Annotated in this window: 16 protein-coding genes and 1 riboswitch; of the genes, 4 read left to right on the top strand and 12 right to left on the bottom strand. The window is 71.6% G+C overall.

Features of this window, described 5'->3' with window-relative positions; genetic code table 11:
* Positions 1-60 precede the first annotated feature (60 nt).
* Positions 61-1,338, top strand: coding sequence for a glycosyltransferase 87 family protein (locus tag ACZ6J5_RS13045; RefSeq protein WP_469390750.1), 1,278 nt, complete (start codon positions 61-63; stop codon positions 1,336-1,338).
* 16 nt (positions 1,339-1,354) lie between these two features.
* On the opposite strand, the gene ACZ6J5_RS13040 is transcribed toward ACZ6J5_RS13045, so the two are convergent.
* From ACZ6J5_RS13040 to ACZ6J5_RS13020, 5 genes are all read right to left on the bottom strand, one after another.
* Positions 1,355-2,569: a hypothetical protein gene (locus ACZ6J5_RS13040; protein ID WP_469390748.1), complete on the bottom strand. Its 1,215-nt coding sequence runs from the start codon at positions 2,567-2,569 to the stop codon at positions 1,355-1,357.
* 25 nt (positions 2,570-2,594) lie between these two features.
* Entirely contained in the window at positions 2,595-3,611 is a 1,017-nt protein-coding gene (locus ACZ6J5_RS13035) for a C40 family peptidase (protein ID WP_469390745.1), read from the bottom strand.
* 236 nt (positions 3,612-3,847) lie between these two features.
* Entirely contained in the window at positions 3,848-4,876 is a 1,029-nt protein-coding gene (locus ACZ6J5_RS13030; protein WP_469390743.1) for a C40 family peptidase, read from the bottom strand.
* Positions 4,877-5,132: 256 nt separating this feature from the next.
* Positions 5,133-6,524: an NYN domain-containing protein gene (locus tag ACZ6J5_RS13025; RefSeq protein WP_469390741.1), complete on the bottom strand. Its 1,392-nt coding sequence runs from the start codon at positions 6,522-6,524 to the stop codon at positions 5,133-5,135.
* A 43-nt stretch (positions 6,525-6,567) separates the two neighbouring features.
* The gene (locus tag ACZ6J5_RS13020) at positions 6,568-6,810 is read right to left on the bottom strand and encodes a hypothetical protein (RefSeq protein ID WP_046908952.1); all 243 of its coding nucleotides are present in this window, start codon (positions 6,808-6,810) and stop codon (positions 6,568-6,570) included.
* Between the two features lie 164 nt (positions 6,811-6,974).
* Here ACZ6J5_RS13020 and ACZ6J5_RS13015 point away from each other — a divergent pair, with 164 nt between their 5' ends.
* Both ACZ6J5_RS13015 and ACZ6J5_RS13010 read left to right on the top strand, forming a co-directional pair.
* A complete protein-coding gene (locus tag ACZ6J5_RS13015; RefSeq protein ID WP_469390739.1) occupies positions 6,975-7,709 on the top strand; it encodes a rhomboid family intramembrane serine protease in 735 nt (244 codons plus the stop codon).
* Positions 7,706-7,987, top strand: coding sequence for an Lrp/AsnC family transcriptional regulator (locus ACZ6J5_RS13010; protein ID WP_362477375.1), 282 nt, complete (start codon positions 7,706-7,708; stop codon positions 7,985-7,987). The genes ACZ6J5_RS13015 and ACZ6J5_RS13010 overlap by 4 nt, the downstream gene beginning before the upstream one ends.
* Positions 7,988-8,082: 95 nt before the next feature.
* On the opposite strand, the gene ACZ6J5_RS13005 is transcribed toward ACZ6J5_RS13010, so the two are convergent.
* The 6 genes from ACZ6J5_RS13005 to ctaE form a co-directional block, all read right to left on the bottom strand.
* Positions 8,083-9,492, bottom strand: coding sequence for an aminotransferase class V-fold PLP-dependent enzyme (locus ACZ6J5_RS13005; protein WP_469390737.1), 1,410 nt, complete (start codon positions 9,490-9,492; stop codon positions 8,083-8,085).
* A 183-nt stretch (positions 9,493-9,675) separates the two neighbouring features.
* Positions 9,676-9,792, bottom strand: a riboswitch (SAM riboswitch).
* Between the two features lie 83 nt (positions 9,793-9,875).
* Positions 9,876-10,940, bottom strand: coding sequence for an anthranilate phosphoribosyltransferase (gene trpD, locus ACZ6J5_RS13000; RefSeq protein ID WP_469390736.1), 1,065 nt, complete (start codon positions 10,938-10,940; stop codon positions 9,876-9,878).
* A 129-nt stretch (positions 10,941-11,069) separates the two neighbouring features.
* Positions 11,070-12,695 (bottom strand): cytochrome bc1 complex cytochrome b subunit, encoded by a 1,626-nt coding sequence (gene qcrB / locus ACZ6J5_RS12995; RefSeq protein WP_469390734.1) that lies wholly within the window; start codon positions 12,693-12,695, stop codon positions 11,070-11,072.
* Positions 12,692-13,744: a cytochrome bc1 complex Rieske iron-sulfur subunit gene (gene qcrA, locus ACZ6J5_RS12990; RefSeq protein ID WP_469390732.1), complete on the bottom strand. Its 1,053-nt coding sequence runs from the start codon at positions 13,742-13,744 to the stop codon at positions 12,692-12,694. The genes qcrB and qcrA overlap by 4 nt, the downstream gene beginning before the upstream one ends.
* Entirely contained in the window at positions 13,741-14,550 is an 810-nt protein-coding gene (gene qcrC, locus ACZ6J5_RS12985; RefSeq protein WP_469390730.1) for a cytochrome bc1 complex diheme cytochrome c subunit, read from the bottom strand. The genes qcrA and qcrC overlap by 4 nt, the downstream gene beginning before the upstream one ends.
* Positions 14,551-14,624: 74 nt before the next feature.
* Complete coding sequence (gene ctaE / locus ACZ6J5_RS12980) at positions 14,625-15,245, bottom strand: aa3-type cytochrome oxidase subunit III (RefSeq protein WP_362477358.1); 621 nt, start codon at positions 15,243-15,245, stop codon at positions 14,625-14,627.
* 198 nt (positions 15,246-15,443) lie between these two features.
* Here ctaE and ACZ6J5_RS12975 point away from each other — a divergent pair, with 198 nt between their 5' ends.
* On the top strand, positions 15,444-15,845 hold the full coding sequence (locus tag ACZ6J5_RS12975; protein ID WP_469390729.1) for a hypothetical protein: 402 nt from the start codon (positions 15,444-15,446) through the stop codon (positions 15,843-15,845).
* Between the two features lie 12 nt (positions 15,846-15,857).
* On the opposite strand, the gene ACZ6J5_RS12970 is transcribed toward ACZ6J5_RS12975, so the two are convergent.
* Positions 15,858-17,114 (bottom strand): L,D-transpeptidase, encoded by a 1,257-nt coding sequence (locus tag ACZ6J5_RS12970; RefSeq protein WP_469390728.1) that lies wholly within the window; start codon positions 17,112-17,114, stop codon positions 15,858-15,860.
* Between the last annotated feature and the right edge of the window lie 87 nt (positions 17,115-17,201).

Genomic DNA, 17,201 nt, shown 5'->3' with positions numbered 1-17,201 from the left:
CCCCGGCCCGGCACCACCACCCTCCGCCCCGGCGGACCGACAGGACAGGAACAGGACAGGATGACGGGCGCAGTGGGCACGACGGCACCGGACCGCCCGGCACGCGAGGGACTGGGACTTCCCGTCGGCATCTGGGCCGTCACCCGGGTCCTGCTGCTGCTGTGCGTCTTCAAGATCGTGGTGATCCCCGGCCCCGACGTCACGAGCGACGTCGAGCAGATCTACCAGGGCTGGTACGAGGTGCTGCGGAACGGCACGTATCCGCTGGACGACGTCACCTGGCAGTACCCGCCGGGCGCCGCGCTGGCCATCCTCTCCCCCGCCCTGCTGCCCTTCCTCGGCTACTCGGCCGCCTTCTTCGTACTCAGCCTGGTCTGCGACGCGCTCGTCTTCGGGCTGCTCACGTACGCGGGGCGGCGGCCGGGCCGTTCGATGCGCGGCGCCTGGCTGTGGATCGCCGGTGTCGCGCTGCTCGGCCCGACGGCGTACGCGCGCTACGACCTGATGGTCACGGCCGTCGCGGTGGCGGGCCTGCTGGCGGCGGTGCGCCGCCCGACGGTGCTCGGGGCGCTCGCGGGCTTCGGCGCGATGCTGAAGGTGTGGCCGGTGCTGCTGCTCGCGGGCACCGCGCGCGGCCGGGCCACCCTGCGCTCCTGGCCGGCGGCGGTGGGCACGGCGGCCGGGGTGCTGCTGCTGTGCCTGCTGGCGGCGCCCGGGGCGCTCGCCTTCCTCGGCTTCCAGCGGGACCGGGGCACCGAGGTCGAGTCGCTGGGCGCGCTCGTCTTCCACGTGGCCAGGCACTTCGGCTGGAGCGGCGAGGCACGGATGAACTACGGCTCGATCGAATTCCTCGGCCCCGGGGTCCCGGCGGTGTCCACGGCGGCGATGGTGCTGACGATCGCCGCGTTCTGCTGGCTGCTGGTGTGGCGGCTGCGGACCCGCCGCTTCTTCACGTCCACGACGGCGGACGCGGCCTTCGTGGCGGTGCTGCTGTTCGTGACGACGAGCCGGGTGATCAGCCCCCAGTACATGATCTGGCTGGTCGGCCTGGCGGCGGTGTGCCTGGTCTACCGGGCGAGCCGGATGCGCCGGCCGGCCCACCTGGTGCTGTGGGCGACGGCGGTGACGCAGTTCGAGTTCCCGGTGTGGTTCTCGCACGTCTCGCACAGCGACCCGCTGGGCATCGCGCTGCTCCTGGTCCGCAACGGCCTCCTCGTCGCGGCCTGCGTCTCGGCCTGCCGGATCCTGTGGCGGCAGACGGTCACCGAACCGCGCCTCGTCCCGGTGGCGGTGCCGGTCCGGCGGGAGCGCGAGAAGACGCCGGTCGGCGCGGCCTAGGACCTCCGGCGGCCCGTCAGGCCAGCCGCTCCGCCACGTACGCGCGCCAGTCGGCCGTGAAGCGCTCCGGGGTGGTGCCGAGGACGTCCCCCAGCGCCTTCTCCAGGGCGCCCTCGCGCTGCGGGTGGGCGCCGACCGCCCGGTAGAAGGCGGTCAGCTTCGCCTCGCCCCAGCGCGCGGCGACCAGTTCGCAGGCGAGCCAGCCGCCCTCGTAGGCGCGGGCCATCGCGTCCGGGTCGCCGCCGAAGGTGAAGTCCTCGTCGGCGGGCAGGGCGGCGGGCGGGCCGTCCGCCTGGACGGCCCGGCGCAGCTCGGGGGCGGCCTGAACGGCGGTGCGGCCGGTGCCCCGGTAGGCGACCCAGTCGGCGAAGCCCTCGGAGAGCCAGACCGGCGTGGACTTCGTGGTCTGCGCGCGGGTCGCGACGTGGACCGTCTCGTGGGTGAGGACGAGCTGCCGGCCGAAGGAGCCGAGCGTGGCGTACGCCTCGGGGTTGACGACGACCCGGTCGGCGGGGGCGGCCGGGCCGCCGCCGCTCTCGCCGGTGGTGACGGCCGCGATACCCCGGTAGGAGGCCGCCGGGGCGGCCAGCAGCCCGCCCATCGCCTCGACCGAGGCGGGCACCAGCACGACGACCCGGCCCGCCCAGCTCCCCCGCCAGGCGGCGTCGACCGCGGGCACCGCCCGGTCCGCCGCCGAGGCGATCTCGCGCAGCCGCTCGGGGCTCTGGCCGACGCCGAGGACCAGGCTGCGCCGGCCGGTCGCGGTGCGCACCTCGCCCTGCTGCCAGAGCTGCTGCGGGGCGCCGTCGGCGGGGCGGTCGCCGGTGACGTACCAGCGTCCGTCGCGCTCGGCGAGCCGGAGCACCCGCTCGCTGGTGGCGGGCGCGGAGTCGTAGCCCTCGACGCGGTAGCCGAGCTCGGCGCGGGCGGTGGCCGTGCCGTCGGCGCCCCGGTCGACACCGGTGACCCGGTAGCGCCAGCCGCTCAGCGGGAGCTCCCGGAGCCGGGCGAACTCGGTGCGGGCGGCCGGGGCGAGCGCGGGGTCGAGGGCCGCGAGGTAGGCGGCCTCGTCGTGGTCGGTGAGGGCCCGGGCGTGCCGGTCGAGCAGCCGCTGGATCTGTCCGGGCGCGGGGTCGGGGGGCGCCGGGGCGGTGCAGCCGGTCAGCACCAGCAGGGCCGCCGCCAGACACCCGGCCGCGCCGCGCGCCCTGCCGCCTCCCTGACCTGCCACGCCCCCGATCGTACGGGGCGGCGGCTCAGACCCGGGTGACGGTGACGTGGGACATCATGTTGACCGGGTCGTAGCGGACCCGGGCGCCGGGGTACGGGGCGTGGATGACCTGCCCGTTCCCGGCGTAGATCGCCACGTGGCTGGCGTCGCTGCGGTAGGTGACGAGGTCGCCGGGCTGCGCCTGAGAGAGCGGGATCCGGCGGCCCGCGTACCGCTGGGCGGAGGAGGTGCGGGGCAGCGCGATCCCGGCCTTGCGGTACGACCAGACCATCAGGCCCGAGCAGTCGAAGGCGGAGGGGCCGGTGGCGCCCCAGACGTACGGCATCCCGACGGCGCTGCGCGCGGCGATCACCGCGGCGGCGGCCCGGGAGGGCCCGAGGTCGGCGAGCGGCGGGAGGTCGGCGCCGAGGGACTCGCGGCCGGAGCGGGAGGCCCGCTCGTAGCCGGCGCGTTCGTCGTCGGAGAGCGAGGCGAGCACCCGGCGGGCCTCGGCCAGCTTCCCCTCGACGGTGCGTTTGTGCCGGGCCACCTCGGTGCGGCTGCGCTCCAGTTCGGCGAGGGCGCGGCCGGCCTCGGTCCGCTCCTGGGCCAGCTTGCGCAGTTCGCGGCGGAGTTCGGCGAGCGCGGCGCCCTGGCGGGCGGTGACCCGGTCGAGCACGGCGGCCCGGTCGAGGTAGCTCTCCGGGCTGGAGGAGAGCAGCAGGGCGAGGGCGGGGTCGATGCCGCCGGAGCGGTACTGCGCCCCGGCGACCGAACCGAGGGCGCCGCGCATCCGGTTGACGCGCTCCTGGCCTCGGGCGAGGGCGTCCTGGGCGAGCGAGACGGTCCTGCGGAGCCGGTCGGCCTTCTCGTCGGCCTGGTTGTAGCCCTCGGTGGCCTTCTCGGCCTCCTCGAAGAGCCGGTCGACGGTGGCCCGGGTGGCCTCCGGTGCCCCGCCGCCGGGGTCGGCGTGCGCGGGGACGGCGCCGAGGGCCGCCGTGGCCGCGGTGGCCGCGGCTGCGGTGAGGACGGTGACCCTGGCGGGTCGTCGGTGGGACGCCACGGAACGGGCTCCGTTCGGCTCGACGGACTGGCGCCGCAGACAGTAGCCGGTGATCACCCCGGGTCCAACGAAGCCGCCGGGCACGCACAGTGACGCCCCGCCCGTGACCACAGGTCACCGGCGGGGCGTCACGTCAGTCCGGGATTCGGCGAACCACCCGTTCGGAGGGCGTGTGCCGTGGCGTCGGACCGGCCGGGCCGGTCGGACCCGTCAGGTCCGCCGGGTCGGCCGGAGCGTCAGATCCGGACGCCGAACTGGAAGGTGCCCATGTAGTCCATCGACTCGTAGCGGACGTAGGCGCCCGGCTTCGGGGCGTGCAGGATGGTGTTGTTGCCCGCGTACAGGCCCACGTGCGACAGGCCGTTGAAGAAGACCAGGTCGCCCGGCTTGAGCTGGCTGCGGCCGATCTTCACGCCGTCGTTCTGCTGGGTGTAGGTGGTGCGGGTGAGCGAGACGTTGGCCTGGCGGTAGGCCCACTGGGTCAGACCGGAGCAGTCGTACGACTGGGGGCCGGTGCCGCCTCGGGCGTACGGCTTGCCGATCTGGGTGGCGGCGGCGCTGAGGGCGGCGGCGCCGCGCTGCGAGGCGGGCACCTCGTTGCCGAGCTCGACGCGGTCGCCGGCGGCGCGGCTGGCGCGCTGCTCCTCCTGCTGGATCTTGGAGCGCTCGGCGGCGGTCAGCGTGTTGAGCAGCTTGCGGGCCTCGGCCAGCTTGGCCGTGGACTTGTCCTTCTTCTCGTTGAGCGTCTTGCGGACGTCCTCGAGGTCGGCCAGCTTGGTCGCGGCCTCGGTGCGCTGCTGGGCGAGCGTCCGCTGCTTGGCCTGGATCGACTGGAGCACGTCGGCCTGCTTGGCGCCGAGCTGGTCGATCGCGGACGCCTTGTCGAGGTAGGTGTCCGGGTCGGCGGAGAGGAAGAGCTGGAGCGCCGGGTCGATGCCGCCGGAGCGGTACTGGGCGCTGGCGACCGAACCGATCTGGCCGCGCAGGGTGTTGAGGTCCTGCTGGCCTCGGGCCACCTTGTCCTGGAGGGCGCTGATCTCCTTGTGGAGCTTGCCGCGGCGCTCCTCGGCCAGGTTGGCCTGCTCGGTGGCCTCTTCGGCCTCGTGGTAGAGCTTGTCGACCTTGGACTTGACCTCGTCGATCTTCGGCTTGGGGGCGGCGGAGGCGCCGCTCTGAGCGGTGATCGCGACGGCGAGGCCGGCGGTCGCGGTGAGCACGGTCACACGGGTGCGGCTCGGCTGCTTGGGACGACGGTGGGACGCCACGAAGGCGAGCTCCTTCTTCCTTCAGCCGCCGACCGGGTGAGCGGCAGGCGGGCCCTTCGCCGCCACCCCGGATGGGTGATCAACCGCGCGAAGGTTCGAGCCCCGACCCTAGTGACCATCTTGTGATCAGTTCAAATCCCGATAGGCAAAATCTCGCTCGCGCGACAAAGTATTCACACCCATCACACAGGCAGTGATGGTCACTTGACCCTGCGCGGATCACAAAAAAGACATCCGGCACAGAAGTTACGAGTCATCACGTGAGGCGCGAAAGCCGCTTCAGCAGCAAGGCGGACGCGACCGGCCGCGCACCGGACTTGGCGACCCCGTCGGCCACCTCGCGGTCGGTGGAGACCACCACCACCGGACGGCCCGGCGGCTCGGCCCGCACCAGCTGGCGGATCAACTCGTCGGCCGTGACACCCGGCTTGGAGAACAGCACCCGCACCCCGCGCGGCGGCGCGAGCAGCACCGGGGCAGCCAGCTCGGCCCCGTCGAAGACACAGGTGATCTCGGCGCCCGAGCGGGCCGCGAGGGCGGACAGCCCGCCGAGCAGCCGCAGCCGCTGCTTCTCCAGCGGCATCGTCGGATAGCCGGTCTTGGTGACGTTGTAGCCGTCCACCACCAGATGCGCCTGCGGCAGTTCCAGGAGCTGGTCCAGGAGTGCGGGGTCGGTGTCGGAGAGCGCGCGGGCGGCGATGTCCTTCGGCGACATCCGGCCCGGCTCCACCGCGTCCACGGTGTCGGCGGGGTGCATCGAGACCGGGGGCAGGGCCAGCTCACGGCGCAGCCCCTGGGCCGCGTCGAGCACGGTGTCCAGCAGCAGCCGCAGCCGCATGTCCTCCACCGAGCGCCCCTCGCGGGCGGCCCGGCGGCTGGCCTCCAGCGCCGACTCGACCTCGCCGAGCCGGGCCTTGAGGCGCCGGCTCTCGCTCTCGGCGGCGGAGACCTGCGCGGCGGCCTCGGCGCGGGCCGCGTCGGCCTCGGCCTGGACCCGGCGCAGCGCCGCCTCGCCGCGCTTGACGTCGCTCTGGGCGCTGCGCAGCTTGCGGTGAAGCGATTCGGCTTCCTTGCGGGCGGTCTCCAGCTCGTGGCGCAGCTGCTCGGTCTCGGTCCGGGCGCGCTCGCGGGCCCCGGCGACCTCCTCGCGCAGCCGCTCCAGTTCGCGCCGCCCGGCCTCGTCGGCGCGCTCGGCGTCGGCGCGCTCGGCCTCCTCGCCGGCGGCGGCGACCAGCTTGCCCCAGCCGGCCGGGCGCAGCACATAGGCCGCGGCGGCCACGTCGACGGGGTCGGCGGCGGCGGGCGGGGAGCCCGCCTCGACGGCGCCCGCGAGCTCCGGCTGCGCCTCCTTGAAGCGCTCGCCGATCCGCTGCCGGAACAGCGGGTCGCTCTCCAGGGCCGCGGCCATCGCGTTCCCGGCGAACTTGGCGCGCCGGGAGGCGGTGAAGCGGGCGTACTGGCGCAGCGGCGCGGGCAGCTCGCCGACGGTCAGCCCGCCGAAGGCGTCGGCGACCAGCGCGACCACCTTGCGCCGTACGGGTTCGGGCAGCGGCCGGTCGAGCGCCTCGGCGGCGTCGGCGGATCCGGCGGCGTCGGCAGCCCCGTCCGGCGTGCCCGTCGGTTCCTCACCGTGCGCGGGCTGCTCCACGATCCGTCACCCCACTTCCCTGTCGTCCCTCGCGGGCCGCTTCTCAGGAAGCGGAACCCGGCCTGTCCACCAATTCGATCTGGTCCACCGCGTTGCACCAACGGCAGCGGACCGACTCGATGGTCTCACTGACCACCTCGCGCTCCTCGACCTTGGGCTCTCCGGCGAGGTCCAGATGGACGTACTCGACGACCTTGGAGGACCGGGTGACGTCGAAACGGGTCAGATTTCCGCAGAGCGTGCAGCGCCAGCGGGTCTCCGGGGTCGGCAGGGGAACCGTCGTCATCGTGCCGCCTCTTTCTGGGCTTTCCCTGGATGTCCGGGGTTGTACGGGGACCGCGGTGCGCCGTCGGACTGCGGAATCTGCCCGTTACCCTACGGCCTCCCGGGTACCCCGTGTCACGGCGAGGCACTCTGTCCAGTTCGGGCCCGGTACGCCATGATCTGTCCATGATCGACTGGCGGGGCGCGGCCCGTGGCGCGTGGCAGGGGACCCGGACCGGGCCGACCGTGACGTACGGCCTGATCGCGCTGTGCGTGCTGCTCTTCGCGCTGAGTCCGGTGTCGGGACTCAACCCGGGATACGGCACCGGCGACGGGCTGCTCGCGGCGCAGAGCGCGTACTTCGAGCGCTGGGGGGTGATCCCGGCCGAACTGACGAGCGGGCGGCCCGGGACCCTGTTCACCCCGCTGACCGCGCTCTTCGTGCACGGGAGCTGGCTGCACCTGCTGGGGAACATGCTGTTCCTGTACGTCTTCGGCGCGATGGCCGAGGAGCGGATGGGGCCGGCCGCGTTCGCCCTGTTCTACCTGGGCTGCGGCTATCTGGCGCTGGTGGGGTACGCGGTGGCGCACGCCGACAACGAGCAGACCCTGGTGGGGGCCTCGGGGGCGATCTCGGGGGTGCTCGGGGCCTTCCTCTACCTCTTCCCGCGCTCGCGGGTGACGAGCCTGTTCCCCTTCCTCTTCTTCCTGCCGCTGCGCTTTCCCGCCTGGATCGTGCTCGTCTTCTGGTTCGTGCTCCAGTGGCTGGCGGCCGGCGCGGCCGGGGCGGGGCCGGGGGTGGCGTACCTGGCGCACGTGGTGGGCTTCGCGGCCGGATTCCTCTACGCGTGGGCCCGGTACAGGGGTGGCGTTAAAGTGAAGCCACCAGCCGCGGCCACCGAGGGAGAAAGCCAGCCGTGATCACCGCGATCGTGCTCATCAAGACCAGCGTGGACCGGATCCCCGAGATCGCCGAGTCGATCGCCGCGATCGACTGCGTCAGCGAGGTCTTCTCGGTGACGGGGACCTACGACCTGATCGCCATGGTCCGCGTGCCGCGCCACGACGACCTGGCCGACGTCATCCCCGGGAAGATCAGCAAGATCCCCGGTGTCGAGGGCACCGACACCCACGTGGCCTTCCGCGCCTACTCCCAGCACGACCTGGACGCGGCGTTCGCCATCGGCCTGGAGTCCTGAGGCCCCGGCCCCGACGGGCGCACCCGGTGAAGCCGGCCTCTCCCCCGGGGGAGAGGCCGGCTTCACCCGTCTTCACTCGTACGGGGGATGGGAACTCAGCCGCGGTCGGGCACGCAGCGGCCGTCCTCGGTGCGGTACTTCCACTGGGCGCCCTCGCGCACCAGCTCCTTGACCGCGCCGACGAACCGCTCCACGTGCTCGTCGGGCGTGCCCGCGCCGAAGCTGACCCGGATGGCGTTGAGGGAGCGCTCGCCGGGGGCGGCCTCCGGGGCGCCGCACTCGCCCGGGTCCTGCGGGTCGCTGCCGAGCAGGGTGCGCACCAGCGGGTGGGCGCAGAACAGGCCGTCGCGGACGCCGATGCCGTACTCGGCGGAGAGCGCGGCGGCGAAGTGGGAGCTGTTCCAGCCGTCCACCACGAAGGAGATGACGCCGACGCGCGGGGCGTCGTCGCCGAAGAGGGAGAGCACCCGCACCTCGGGCACCTCGGCCAGGCCCTCGCGGACGGTGGCGATCAGGTGCCGCTCGCGGGCGACGAGCTCGTCGAAGCCGGCCTCGGTGAGCGCCTTGCAGGCGGAGGCGATGGAGTAGACGCCGATGACGTTGGGCGAGCCGGCCTCGTGCCGGGCCGCGGTGGTGTGCCACTCCACGTCCACACCGCCGTCGGCCCGGCGGGCCACCTTGCGGGAGGCGCCGCCGCCCGCGAGGTACGGCTCGGCGTCGCGCAGCCAGTCGGCGCGGCCGGCGAGCACGCCGGAGCCGAAGGGCGCGTACAGCTTGTGCCCGGAGAAGGCGACCCAGTCGACGTCCAGCTCCTGGACGGAGACGGGGTGGTGGGGGGCGAGCTGGGCGGCGTCGAGGACGATCCGGGCGCCGTGCGCGTGGGCGGCGGCGGCCAGCTCCTTCACCGGCCACAGCTCGCCGGTGACGTTGGAGGCGCCGGTGACGCAGACCAGGGCGGGGCCGTAGGGGTCGCGGTCGGCGAGGGCGCGCTCCAGGGTCTCGACGGCCTCGCGCGGGGTGCGCGGGGCGTTCAGGTAGGTCACCCGGGCGTCGCGCCAGGGCAGCAGCGAGGCGTGGTGCTCGGTCTCGAAGACGAAGACCTCGCAGCCGGCGGGGATCACCTGGGCGAGCAGGTTGAGCGAGTCGGTGGTGGAGCGGGTGAAGACGACCTGGTCGTCGGCGCGGCAGTCGAGGAACCCGGCGACGGTGGCGCGGCTGTTCTCGAAGAGGTCGGTGGAGAGCTGGGAGAGGTAGCCGGCGCCGCGGTGGACGCTGCCGTAGTAGGGGGCGTACGCGGCGACGTCGTCCCACACGCGCTGGAGGGCCGGGGCGCTGGCGGCGTAGTCGAGCGCCGCGTAGGTGACCTCGCCGCCGGTGACGAGCGGGACGGTGACGTCCCGGCCGAGGACCGGCAGCGGGGCGGCGCAGCAGGGGTCGGCGGACTCGCCGGAGGCGGCGGGGGCGGGACCGGAGACGGCGGAGACGGCGTGCGGGCGTGCGGACATGACGGTATCTCCCGGCAGAAAAGGGGCGCGAAAAGGCGTGAAGGGGCCCGCAGGGCAGCGCGAGGAAGGGGGTGCCGCGTACGGGTGTAAGAGGTCGAGAAGGGGGCCGGAGGCCCTAACGCATTCGCTTGCTCACGAGACAACGCTCCCTAGAGGACCAAGGACCCCAGGGTTGTGCGCAGGGGTCCGCGCTTGCCGCAGGCTTCTGCACATACGGCCTGGTCTTCACCCGGGGCACCCCGCCACGGACGGAGGGTTGCCGGACAGCGAGCCGGGGCTTTTTCGCTGTCACTCATGACCTGTCACAGAACCTATGCCAGTCGATCACGACGACGCAACCCCGTCCCGGCATTCGGAACGGGGTCGCGTGGCGGTGGCACGGGTCAGGCGTTGCTGGCGGTGATCCAGCGCTCCAGGGCGCGGCGGGCGGCGCCGGAGTCGATGGACTCGGCCGCCCGGGCGATGCCCTCGGACAGCTGCTCGGCGAGGGTGCCGGTGCCGGGGGCGAGGGCGGTGAGCGCCGCCGCCGAGTTGAGCAGCACCGCGTCCCGGACCGGACCGGCCTCGCCGGCCAGCAGGCGGCGGGCCACGTCGGCGTTGTACGAGGCGTCGGCGCCGCGCAGGGCATCGACGGGGACGATGCCGATGCCGACGTCGCGGGGGTCGAAGGACTCCTCGCGGACGGTGCCGTCCCGGACGATCCAGACCCGGGAGGTGGCCGTGGTGGTCAGCTCGTCGAGCCCGTCGTCGCCTCGGAAGACCAGCGCCGAGGAGCCGCGCTCGGCGAGCACTCCGGCGACGATCGGGGCCATCCGGGGGTCGGCCACGCCGGTCGCCTGGGCCCGCACCCGGGCGGGGTTGGTGAGCGGCCCCAGGAAGTTGAAGACCGTGCGGATGCCCAGCTCCTTGCGGGCCATCGCCACGTGCCGCAGCGCCGGGTGGAACTTCACGGCGAAGCAGAAGGTGATGCCGGCCTCCTCGGCGACCTCGGCCACCCGGCGAGGGGTGAGCTCCAGGTTGACGCCGAGCTTCTCCAGGACGTCGGAGGCGCCGCTGGCGCTGGAGGCGGCCCGGTTGCCGTGCTTGACGACCTTGGCGCCGGTGCCGGCCACCACGATCGCCGACATGGTGGAGATGTTGACGGTCTTGGCGCCGTCGCCGCCGGTGCCGACGATGTCCACGGACGGGCCGGGCACCTCGATGGTGTTGGCGTGCTCGTACATGGTGCGGACGAGACCGGTGATCTCGTCCACGGTCTCGCCCTTGGCGCGCAGGGCCACGACGAAGCCGGCGATCTGGGCGTCGGTGGCCTCGCCCCGCAGGATCCGGTCCATGGCCCAGGCGGTGTCCTCCGCGCTCTGGTCCCGGCCGCTCAGCAGCCCGTCCAGGACGGCGGGCCAGGAGCGGCCCGCCGAGTCGAGTCCTCCAGCGGGGGTCGCAGCGCTCATGGCAGCTCCTGGTGATCAGCGAAGTGGGTGCCGTCCCACCCTATCGAGCCCCGGGCACGGCAAAGAGCCCCGTCCATCGAATGGACGGGGCTCTCGCCGTGGCGACCTAGGTCAGGAGGTCAGTGGTGATCAGTGGTGGCCGTGGCCGCTCGTGATCTCCTTGTACTCCTCGGCGGTGGGCTTGGCGACCTGGTTGTCGCCGCCGTAGTAGCCCTTGTTGAGCTTGACCCGGAGCTTCTCCATCGCGCCGATCTTGCGCTCCACGCCGTTCTCGTCGACGGCCGGCGGCAGCTGCGCCGGCGCGTACTGCTCGTGCGCCGTGAGCTTGTGCAGCTCACCCTGGCTGAGCGGCTGGTGGACCTCGACGAACTCACCGTGCGGCAGGCGCTTGATGATGCCGGACTCGCGTCCGTGCAGCACCTTGTCCTTGTCCCGGCGCTGGAGGCCGAGGCAGATGCGCTTGGTGACGATGAACGCGATGACCGGTCCGAGGAAGAAGAAGATCCGGACGAACCAGGTGATCGAGTTGATCGACAGGTGGAAGTGCGTGGCCCAGAGGTCGTTGCCGCCACCGACGAGCATGATCATGTACGCGGTGATCCAGGCGACACCGAAGCCGGTGCGCGTCGGAGCGTTGCGCGGGCGCTGCGCGATGTGGTGCTCGCGCTTGTCGCCGGTGATCCAGGACTCGATGAACGGGTAGACCGCGATGGCGCCGAGCACCGCCGGGAAGATCGCCAGCGGGATCATCACGCCGAGGACCAGCGTGTGGCCCCACAGGTTGATCTCCCAGCCCGGCATGACACGGATCAGACCCTCGGCGAAGCCCATGTACCAGTCGGGCTGGGCGCCGGTGGACACCTGGTCCGGGCGGTACGGGCCGAGGGCCCAGATCGGGTTGATCGAGGCGATCGCCGCGATGACCGCGATGACGCCGAAGACCAGGAAGAAGAAGCCTCCGGCCTTCGCCATGTACACGGGCAGCAGCGGCATGCCCACGACGTTCTTGTTCGTACGGCCGGGGCCCTCGAAGTGCGTGTGCTTGTGGACGAACACCAGGATGAGGTGCGCGACCACGAGACCCAGCATGATGCCGGGCAGCAGCAGCACGTGCGCCGAGTAGAACCGGGCGACGAAGTCGCCGCCGGGGAACTCCCCGCCGAACAGGAACATCGACAGGTACGTGCCGACGACAGGCACGGACAGGATCGCGCCCTGCATGAAGCGGACACCGGTGCCGGAGAGCAGGTCGTCCGGGAGCGAGTAACCGGTGAAGCCGGTGAACATGCCCAGGAAGAACAGCAGGAAGCCGAACAGCCAGTTGATCTCACGCGGCTTGCGGAACGCGCCCGTGAAGAACACGCGCATCATGTGCACGAACATGGCCGCGAGGAAGATCAGCGCCGCCCAGTGGTGGATCTGCCGGATCAGCAGACCACCGCGCACCTCGAACGAGATGTGCATGGTCGAGTTGAACGCCTCGGACATCAGCTGTCCCTGGAGCGGGACGTACGGTCCGACGTACTCCACCTCGTTCATCGACGGGTGGAAGAACATCGTCAGATAGACGCCCGTCAGGATGATGATGAGGAAGCTGTAGAGGCAGACCTCGCCCAGCATGAAGGACCAGTGGTCCGGGAAGATCTTCCGCATGTTGGCCTTGGCCAGCGTGTAGATCCCCAGCCGGCTGTCGGCCCAGTCGGCGACCCGCTCACCCGCGGGAGCCTTCTTCTGCGTATTGGTCACAGTGCTCATCCGCGCTCCCAGAAGGCGGGACCGACGGGCTCATCGAAGTCGCCGTGCGCCTCAAGGAAGCCCTTGTCGTTCACGCCGATCCGCAGCTGCGGAAGGGCGTGGCCGGCCGGGCCGAAGATGACACGGGCGCCGTCGGACAGGTCGAAGGTGGACTGGTGGCACGGGCAGAGCACGTGGTGCGTCTGCTGCTCGTACAGCGAGATCGGGCAGCCGACATGGGTGCAGATCTTCGAGAAGGCGACGATGCCCTCGTGCGACCACTCGAGCTCGCGCTTGTCCTTGATGTCGTCCGGCTGAATGCGGACGATCATCAGGGCGGCCTTGGCGATCTCGGTCTGGAAGTGCTCGTCGTGCTCCGAGAGGCCCTCGGGCATCGCGAAGGTCAGCGAACCGACCGCGACGTCCTCGGGACGCAGCGGCTCGTGCGTGTTCATGTTGACGAGCAGCTTGCCCTTGGCCCACAGGGTGGAGCGGAGCTTCTTCTCGGGCAGCGGGCCCATGTCACGCAGCAGCACGACGCCGGAGAGCGGCACCATGGCCAGCGCGCCGAACAGCGTGTTGCGGATCAGCTTGCGGCGGCCGAAGCCGGACTCGGCGGCACCCGCCGCGAAGTCCGCCATGACCTTGGCCTTGACCTCGGGCGTGGCCGCCATCGGGTGACGCTCGTCGGCGACCTCGACGTCGGACATCAGGGTGCGGGCCCAGTGGACCGCGCCCGCGCCGATGAAGAACAGGGCCGCACCGAGGGTCAGACCCAGGGAGAAGTTGAGCGCGGACACCCGGCCGAAGGGCCAGATGTACACGATCTTGTCCACCGGGAAGATCACGTACGAGGCGATGAAGCCGATCGTGGCCAGCATCGACAGCGTGAACATGAAGGCGACCGCACGCTCGGACCGCTTGGCGGCCCGCTCGTCGATGTCCTGGATGCGCGGCTTGTGGGGCGGGAGGCCCGGGTCGGCGAACGGGTCGTCGGCGACCTTCACCGCGCCGTGCGCGGTGCCCTGCTCGGACGGCAGGTTCTCTTCTGGATTCTCTTGGGTACTCATGACTTCTTGGCCTTAGCGGTGTGGGCCGCGACCCAGATGGCAACTGCGATCAGCGCGCCCAGACCGAAGATCCACGCGAACAGGCCCTCGCTGACGGGGCCGAGGCCACCGAGCTTGAGACCGCCCGGGTTGTCGGCTTCGTCGCTGTTGACGGCCTGGACGTAGGCGATGATGTCCTTCTTCTGCTTCTCCGGCATGGTCGTGTCGGGGAAGGAGGGCATGTTCTGCGGGCCCGTCTGCATGGCCTCGTAGAGGTGCTTCGGGCTGACGCCTTCAAGGCTCGGGGCGTACTTGCCGTAGGTCAGCGCGCCACCCTCACCGGTGAAGTTGTGGCACTGGGCGCAGTTCGAGCGGAACAGCTCGCCGCCCTTGGCGATGTCCGCGCCCTCAGGGCTGTACTGGCCCTCGGTCGGAACGATCGGGCCGGCGCCGAGGGAGGCCACGTACGCCGCGAGCTGGTCGATCTCGGCCTGCGTGTAGATGACCTTCTTCTTCGGGACCTGGGCGCCCGGCTGCTGGGCCGGCATACGGCCCGTGCCGACCTGGAAGTCCACGGCCGCCGAGCCGACGCCGACCAGGGACGGGCCGTCGGTGGTGCCCTGACCGCCGGTCCCGTGGCAGCTGGCGCAGCCGACGGCGTAGAGCTTCTTGCCCTCCTCGATGGCGAGGGACTGGGCGGTTTCATCGGCCTTCGCCGTGCCCGCGGGCGCGAAGGCGGCGTACAGCCCCCCGGTTGCCGCCAGCGCGAGGAGTAGGACGACGACCGCCGCCAGCGGATGGCGTCGTCGTGCGGAGAGCTTTTTCACGGATTACCCCGGTGTCAGGATCTTCTGCGTCGATCTTGCTGGATGTGTGGCCCGCCGGGAGCGGCGGAGCCCGATTACTTGATCAAGTAGATCGTGGCGAAGAGGCCGATCCAGACGACATCGACGAAGTGCCAGTAGTAGGACACGACGATGGCGGCGGTTGCCTGCTCGTGGGTGAACCTCTTGGCGGCGTACGTCCGGCCCAGGACCAGCAGGAAGGCGATGAGACCGCCCGTCACGTGCAGGCCGTGGAAGCCGGTGGTCAGGTAGAACACCGTGCCGTACGGGTCGGAGGAGAGGGAGAGTCCCTCTTCCTTGACCAGCTCGGTGTACTCGAAGACCTGGCCGCCGATGAAGATCGCGCCCATCACGAACGTGATGATGAACCACGACCGGAGCTTCTTCACGTCGCCCCGCTCGGCGGCGAAGACGCCGAGCTGGCAGGTGAGTGAGGAGAGCACCAGGATCGTGGTGTTCGTCGCCGAGAACGGGAGGTTCAAGGCCGAGGCCTTTTCCGCCCAGTACTCGGCGCCCATCACGGATCGCAGGGTGAAGTACATCGCGAAGAGGGCCGCGAAGAACATCAGCTCGGAGCTCAACCAGATGATGGTTCCGACGCTGGTGAGGTTCGGTCGATTGACCGAAGGGTGCGCGTGCCCGGTTTCTACTGTCGTTACTGTCGCCACGACCGACATTATGTCGGTCGCTTATCCCGCCCTCACTCCGGGGGGTGCCGTTCGGAGTGTCCGGGGCGCGTGTCCAGCCCGAACGGCCCATCGGAAGCGCCTTCCGGCACCCTTCGAACAGGTGTTGAACGGGTGTTGACGGGGTGTGGACCGGAGTAGCATCCGCGCAACGGCCGACCACCCTCACGCCACCTTCACGGAGGAACGATGCAGTCGAGCGCCACGGTCCTGGTCTACAGCGACGACGCGAACACCCGCGCGCAGGTCCGCCTGGCGGCGGGCCGCAGGCCGGCGGCCGATGTTCCCCCGGTCGAGTTCGTCGAGTGCGCGACACTGCCCGCCCTGTTGACGGCGCTGGACGAGGGCGGGATCGACGTGTGCGTGCTGGACGGCGAGGCGGTCCCGGCGGGCGGCATGGGGGTGTGCCGGCAGATCAAGGACGAGGTCTTCCGCTGCCCGCCCGTGCTGCTGCTGATCGGGCGCCCGCAGGACGCCTGGCTGGCCACCTGGAGCCGCGCGGACGCCGCGGTCACCCTTCCGGTGGAACCGGTCGGGTTCGCGGCGTCCCTGGCCGCCCTGCTGCGCACGCGGCTCGCCGTCGGCGCCTGAGGGCCCGGAGCCTTACAGGGAGGGCCTGAGCCGGGCCTTGGCGTCCATGGTGGCGGCCGGATCCGAGGAGTCCGCCACCAGGGCGCTGCCCTTGCGCCACTTGTCCCAGTCCAGGTTCCAGTCGCCGAAGCCGTTCCCGAAGGTGTCCATCATCTCGCCCTCGCTGTTGACGACGCGGACGATGTCACCCGGACGGACGTTCTCGTAGAACCAGGCGGCGTTACCGGTGGACATGCCGACGCAGCCGTGGCTGACGTTCTCGACGCCCTGGGAGCCGACGGACCACGGGGCGGCGTGCACGTACTCGCCGCTCCAGGTGACCCGGGTCGCGTAGTAGACCGGCAGGTCGTACGAGTCGGAGCTGCCCTCCGAGATGCCGATGCTGGTGCCCCGCATCCGGACGTAGTACTCCTTGCCGAGGACCACTTTGATCCCGTTTCGGGTGGAGTAACCCGGTTTTCCGGTGGTCACCGGAATGGTGTTGATCACTTCTCCGTTGCGGCGCACCGTCATGTAGTGCGAGTCGGCGTCCGCGACCGCCTCGATCCGGTCGCCGATGGTGAGCTTCAGCGGCTTGGAGGCGCCGCCGTAGAGCTTGTCGCCGACCTTCAGGCCGTCCAGGTTGCCGGTGGCGGTGACGACGGCGCCGGTGGGCCAGTACTCCTTGGGGCGGAAGTGCAGCTTCTTGTCGTCCACCCAGTACCAGGAGCCGTCCACGGAGGGCGTGGAGCGGACCTTGAGGGCCCGTTCGACGACCGCGCGGGCCGCCTTGTCCTTGACCGGGACGCTGAGGTCGGCGGTGATCGGCTGCCCGACGCCGTAGGTGCCCGCCTCCGGCCCGAATTCGACGGTCAGGGCCCGTTTGGCCGGAGCCGTCTCGAACGTGAACGTACGGGCCCCAGGGGCGCCGTCGCCGTCCTCCGTGGCCACCTGGACCGTGTAGCGGGCGCCGGCCGCCAGCGCGGCCGTGGAGCGCCATCTGCGCCCGTCCGCGGTGAGCTCGCCGGCCAGGTGGTGGCCGGAGCCGTCCAGGGCGGTCACGTCGGTGATCCGGCCCTCGTCGTCCTTGGCGGTGATCTCCAGCGGCTTCTCGGGGTCGGCCTTCTTCCCCTCGGCCGGGGTGTTGGAGGCGATCTCGTCCGCCGCGTCGTAGGGCTTCGCCGACAGCGGATGGCCGCCCGAGCCGGCGCACGCGGTGGCACCCGCGGTGACGGTGAGGGCCAGCAGGGTGCAGCTCAGAACAGTCCGAATGCGCGGCGTGTCGTTCATGACCTCACGGTAAGAACGATTCCCCGCCGCGGCGCGCCGAGCATGGCAAACGAGGGGCCCGGTCACTTCGTCGGACGAAGTGACCGG

It is taken from the genome of Streptomyces sp. NPDC042100, assembly GCF_055582325.1.
Note: the sequence above shows the minus strand (reverse complement) of the source record. Positions and strands in the feature narration are given on the sequence as shown.

What these genes read in the sequence shown, in the direction of transcription:
- ACZ6J5_RS13045 (WP_469390750.1), top strand. Translation starts at nt 61, where the DNA reads ATGACGGGCGCAGTGGGCACGACGGCACCGGACCGCCCGGCACGCGAG.
- ACZ6J5_RS13020 (WP_046908952.1), bottom strand. Translation starts at nt 6,810, where the DNA reads ATGACGACGGTTCCCCTGCCGACCCCGGAGACCCGCTGGCGCTGCACG.
- ACZ6J5_RS13015 (WP_469390739.1), top strand. Translation starts at nt 6,975, where the DNA reads ATGATCGACTGGCGGGGCGCGGCCCGTGGCGCGTGGCAGGGGACCCGG.
- ACZ6J5_RS13005 (WP_469390737.1), bottom strand. Translation starts at nt 9,492, where the DNA reads ATGTCCGCACGCCCGCACGCCGTCTCCGCCGTCTCCGGTCCCGCCCCC.
- trpD (WP_469390736.1), bottom strand. Translation starts at nt 10,940, where the DNA reads ATGAGCGCTGCGACCCCCGCTGGAGGACTCGACTCGGCGGGCCGCTCC.
- qcrB (WP_469390734.1), bottom strand. Translation starts at nt 12,695, where the DNA reads ATGAGCACTGTGACCAATACGCAGAAGAAGGCTCCCGCGGGTGAGCGG.
- qcrA (WP_469390732.1), bottom strand. Translation starts at nt 13,744, where the DNA reads ATGAGTACCCAAGAGAATCCAGAAGAGAACCTGCCGTCCGAGCAGGGC.
- ctaE (WP_362477358.1), bottom strand. Translation starts at nt 15,245, where the DNA reads ATGTCGGTCGTGGCGACAGTAACGACAGTAGAAACCGGGCACGCGCAC.
- ACZ6J5_RS12975 (WP_469390729.1), top strand. Translation starts at nt 15,444, where the DNA reads ATGCAGTCGAGCGCCACGGTCCTGGTCTACAGCGACGACGCGAACACC.
- ACZ6J5_RS12970 (WP_469390728.1), bottom strand. Translation starts at nt 17,114, where the DNA reads ATGAACGACACGCCGCGCATTCGGACTGTTCTGAGCTGCACCCTGCTG.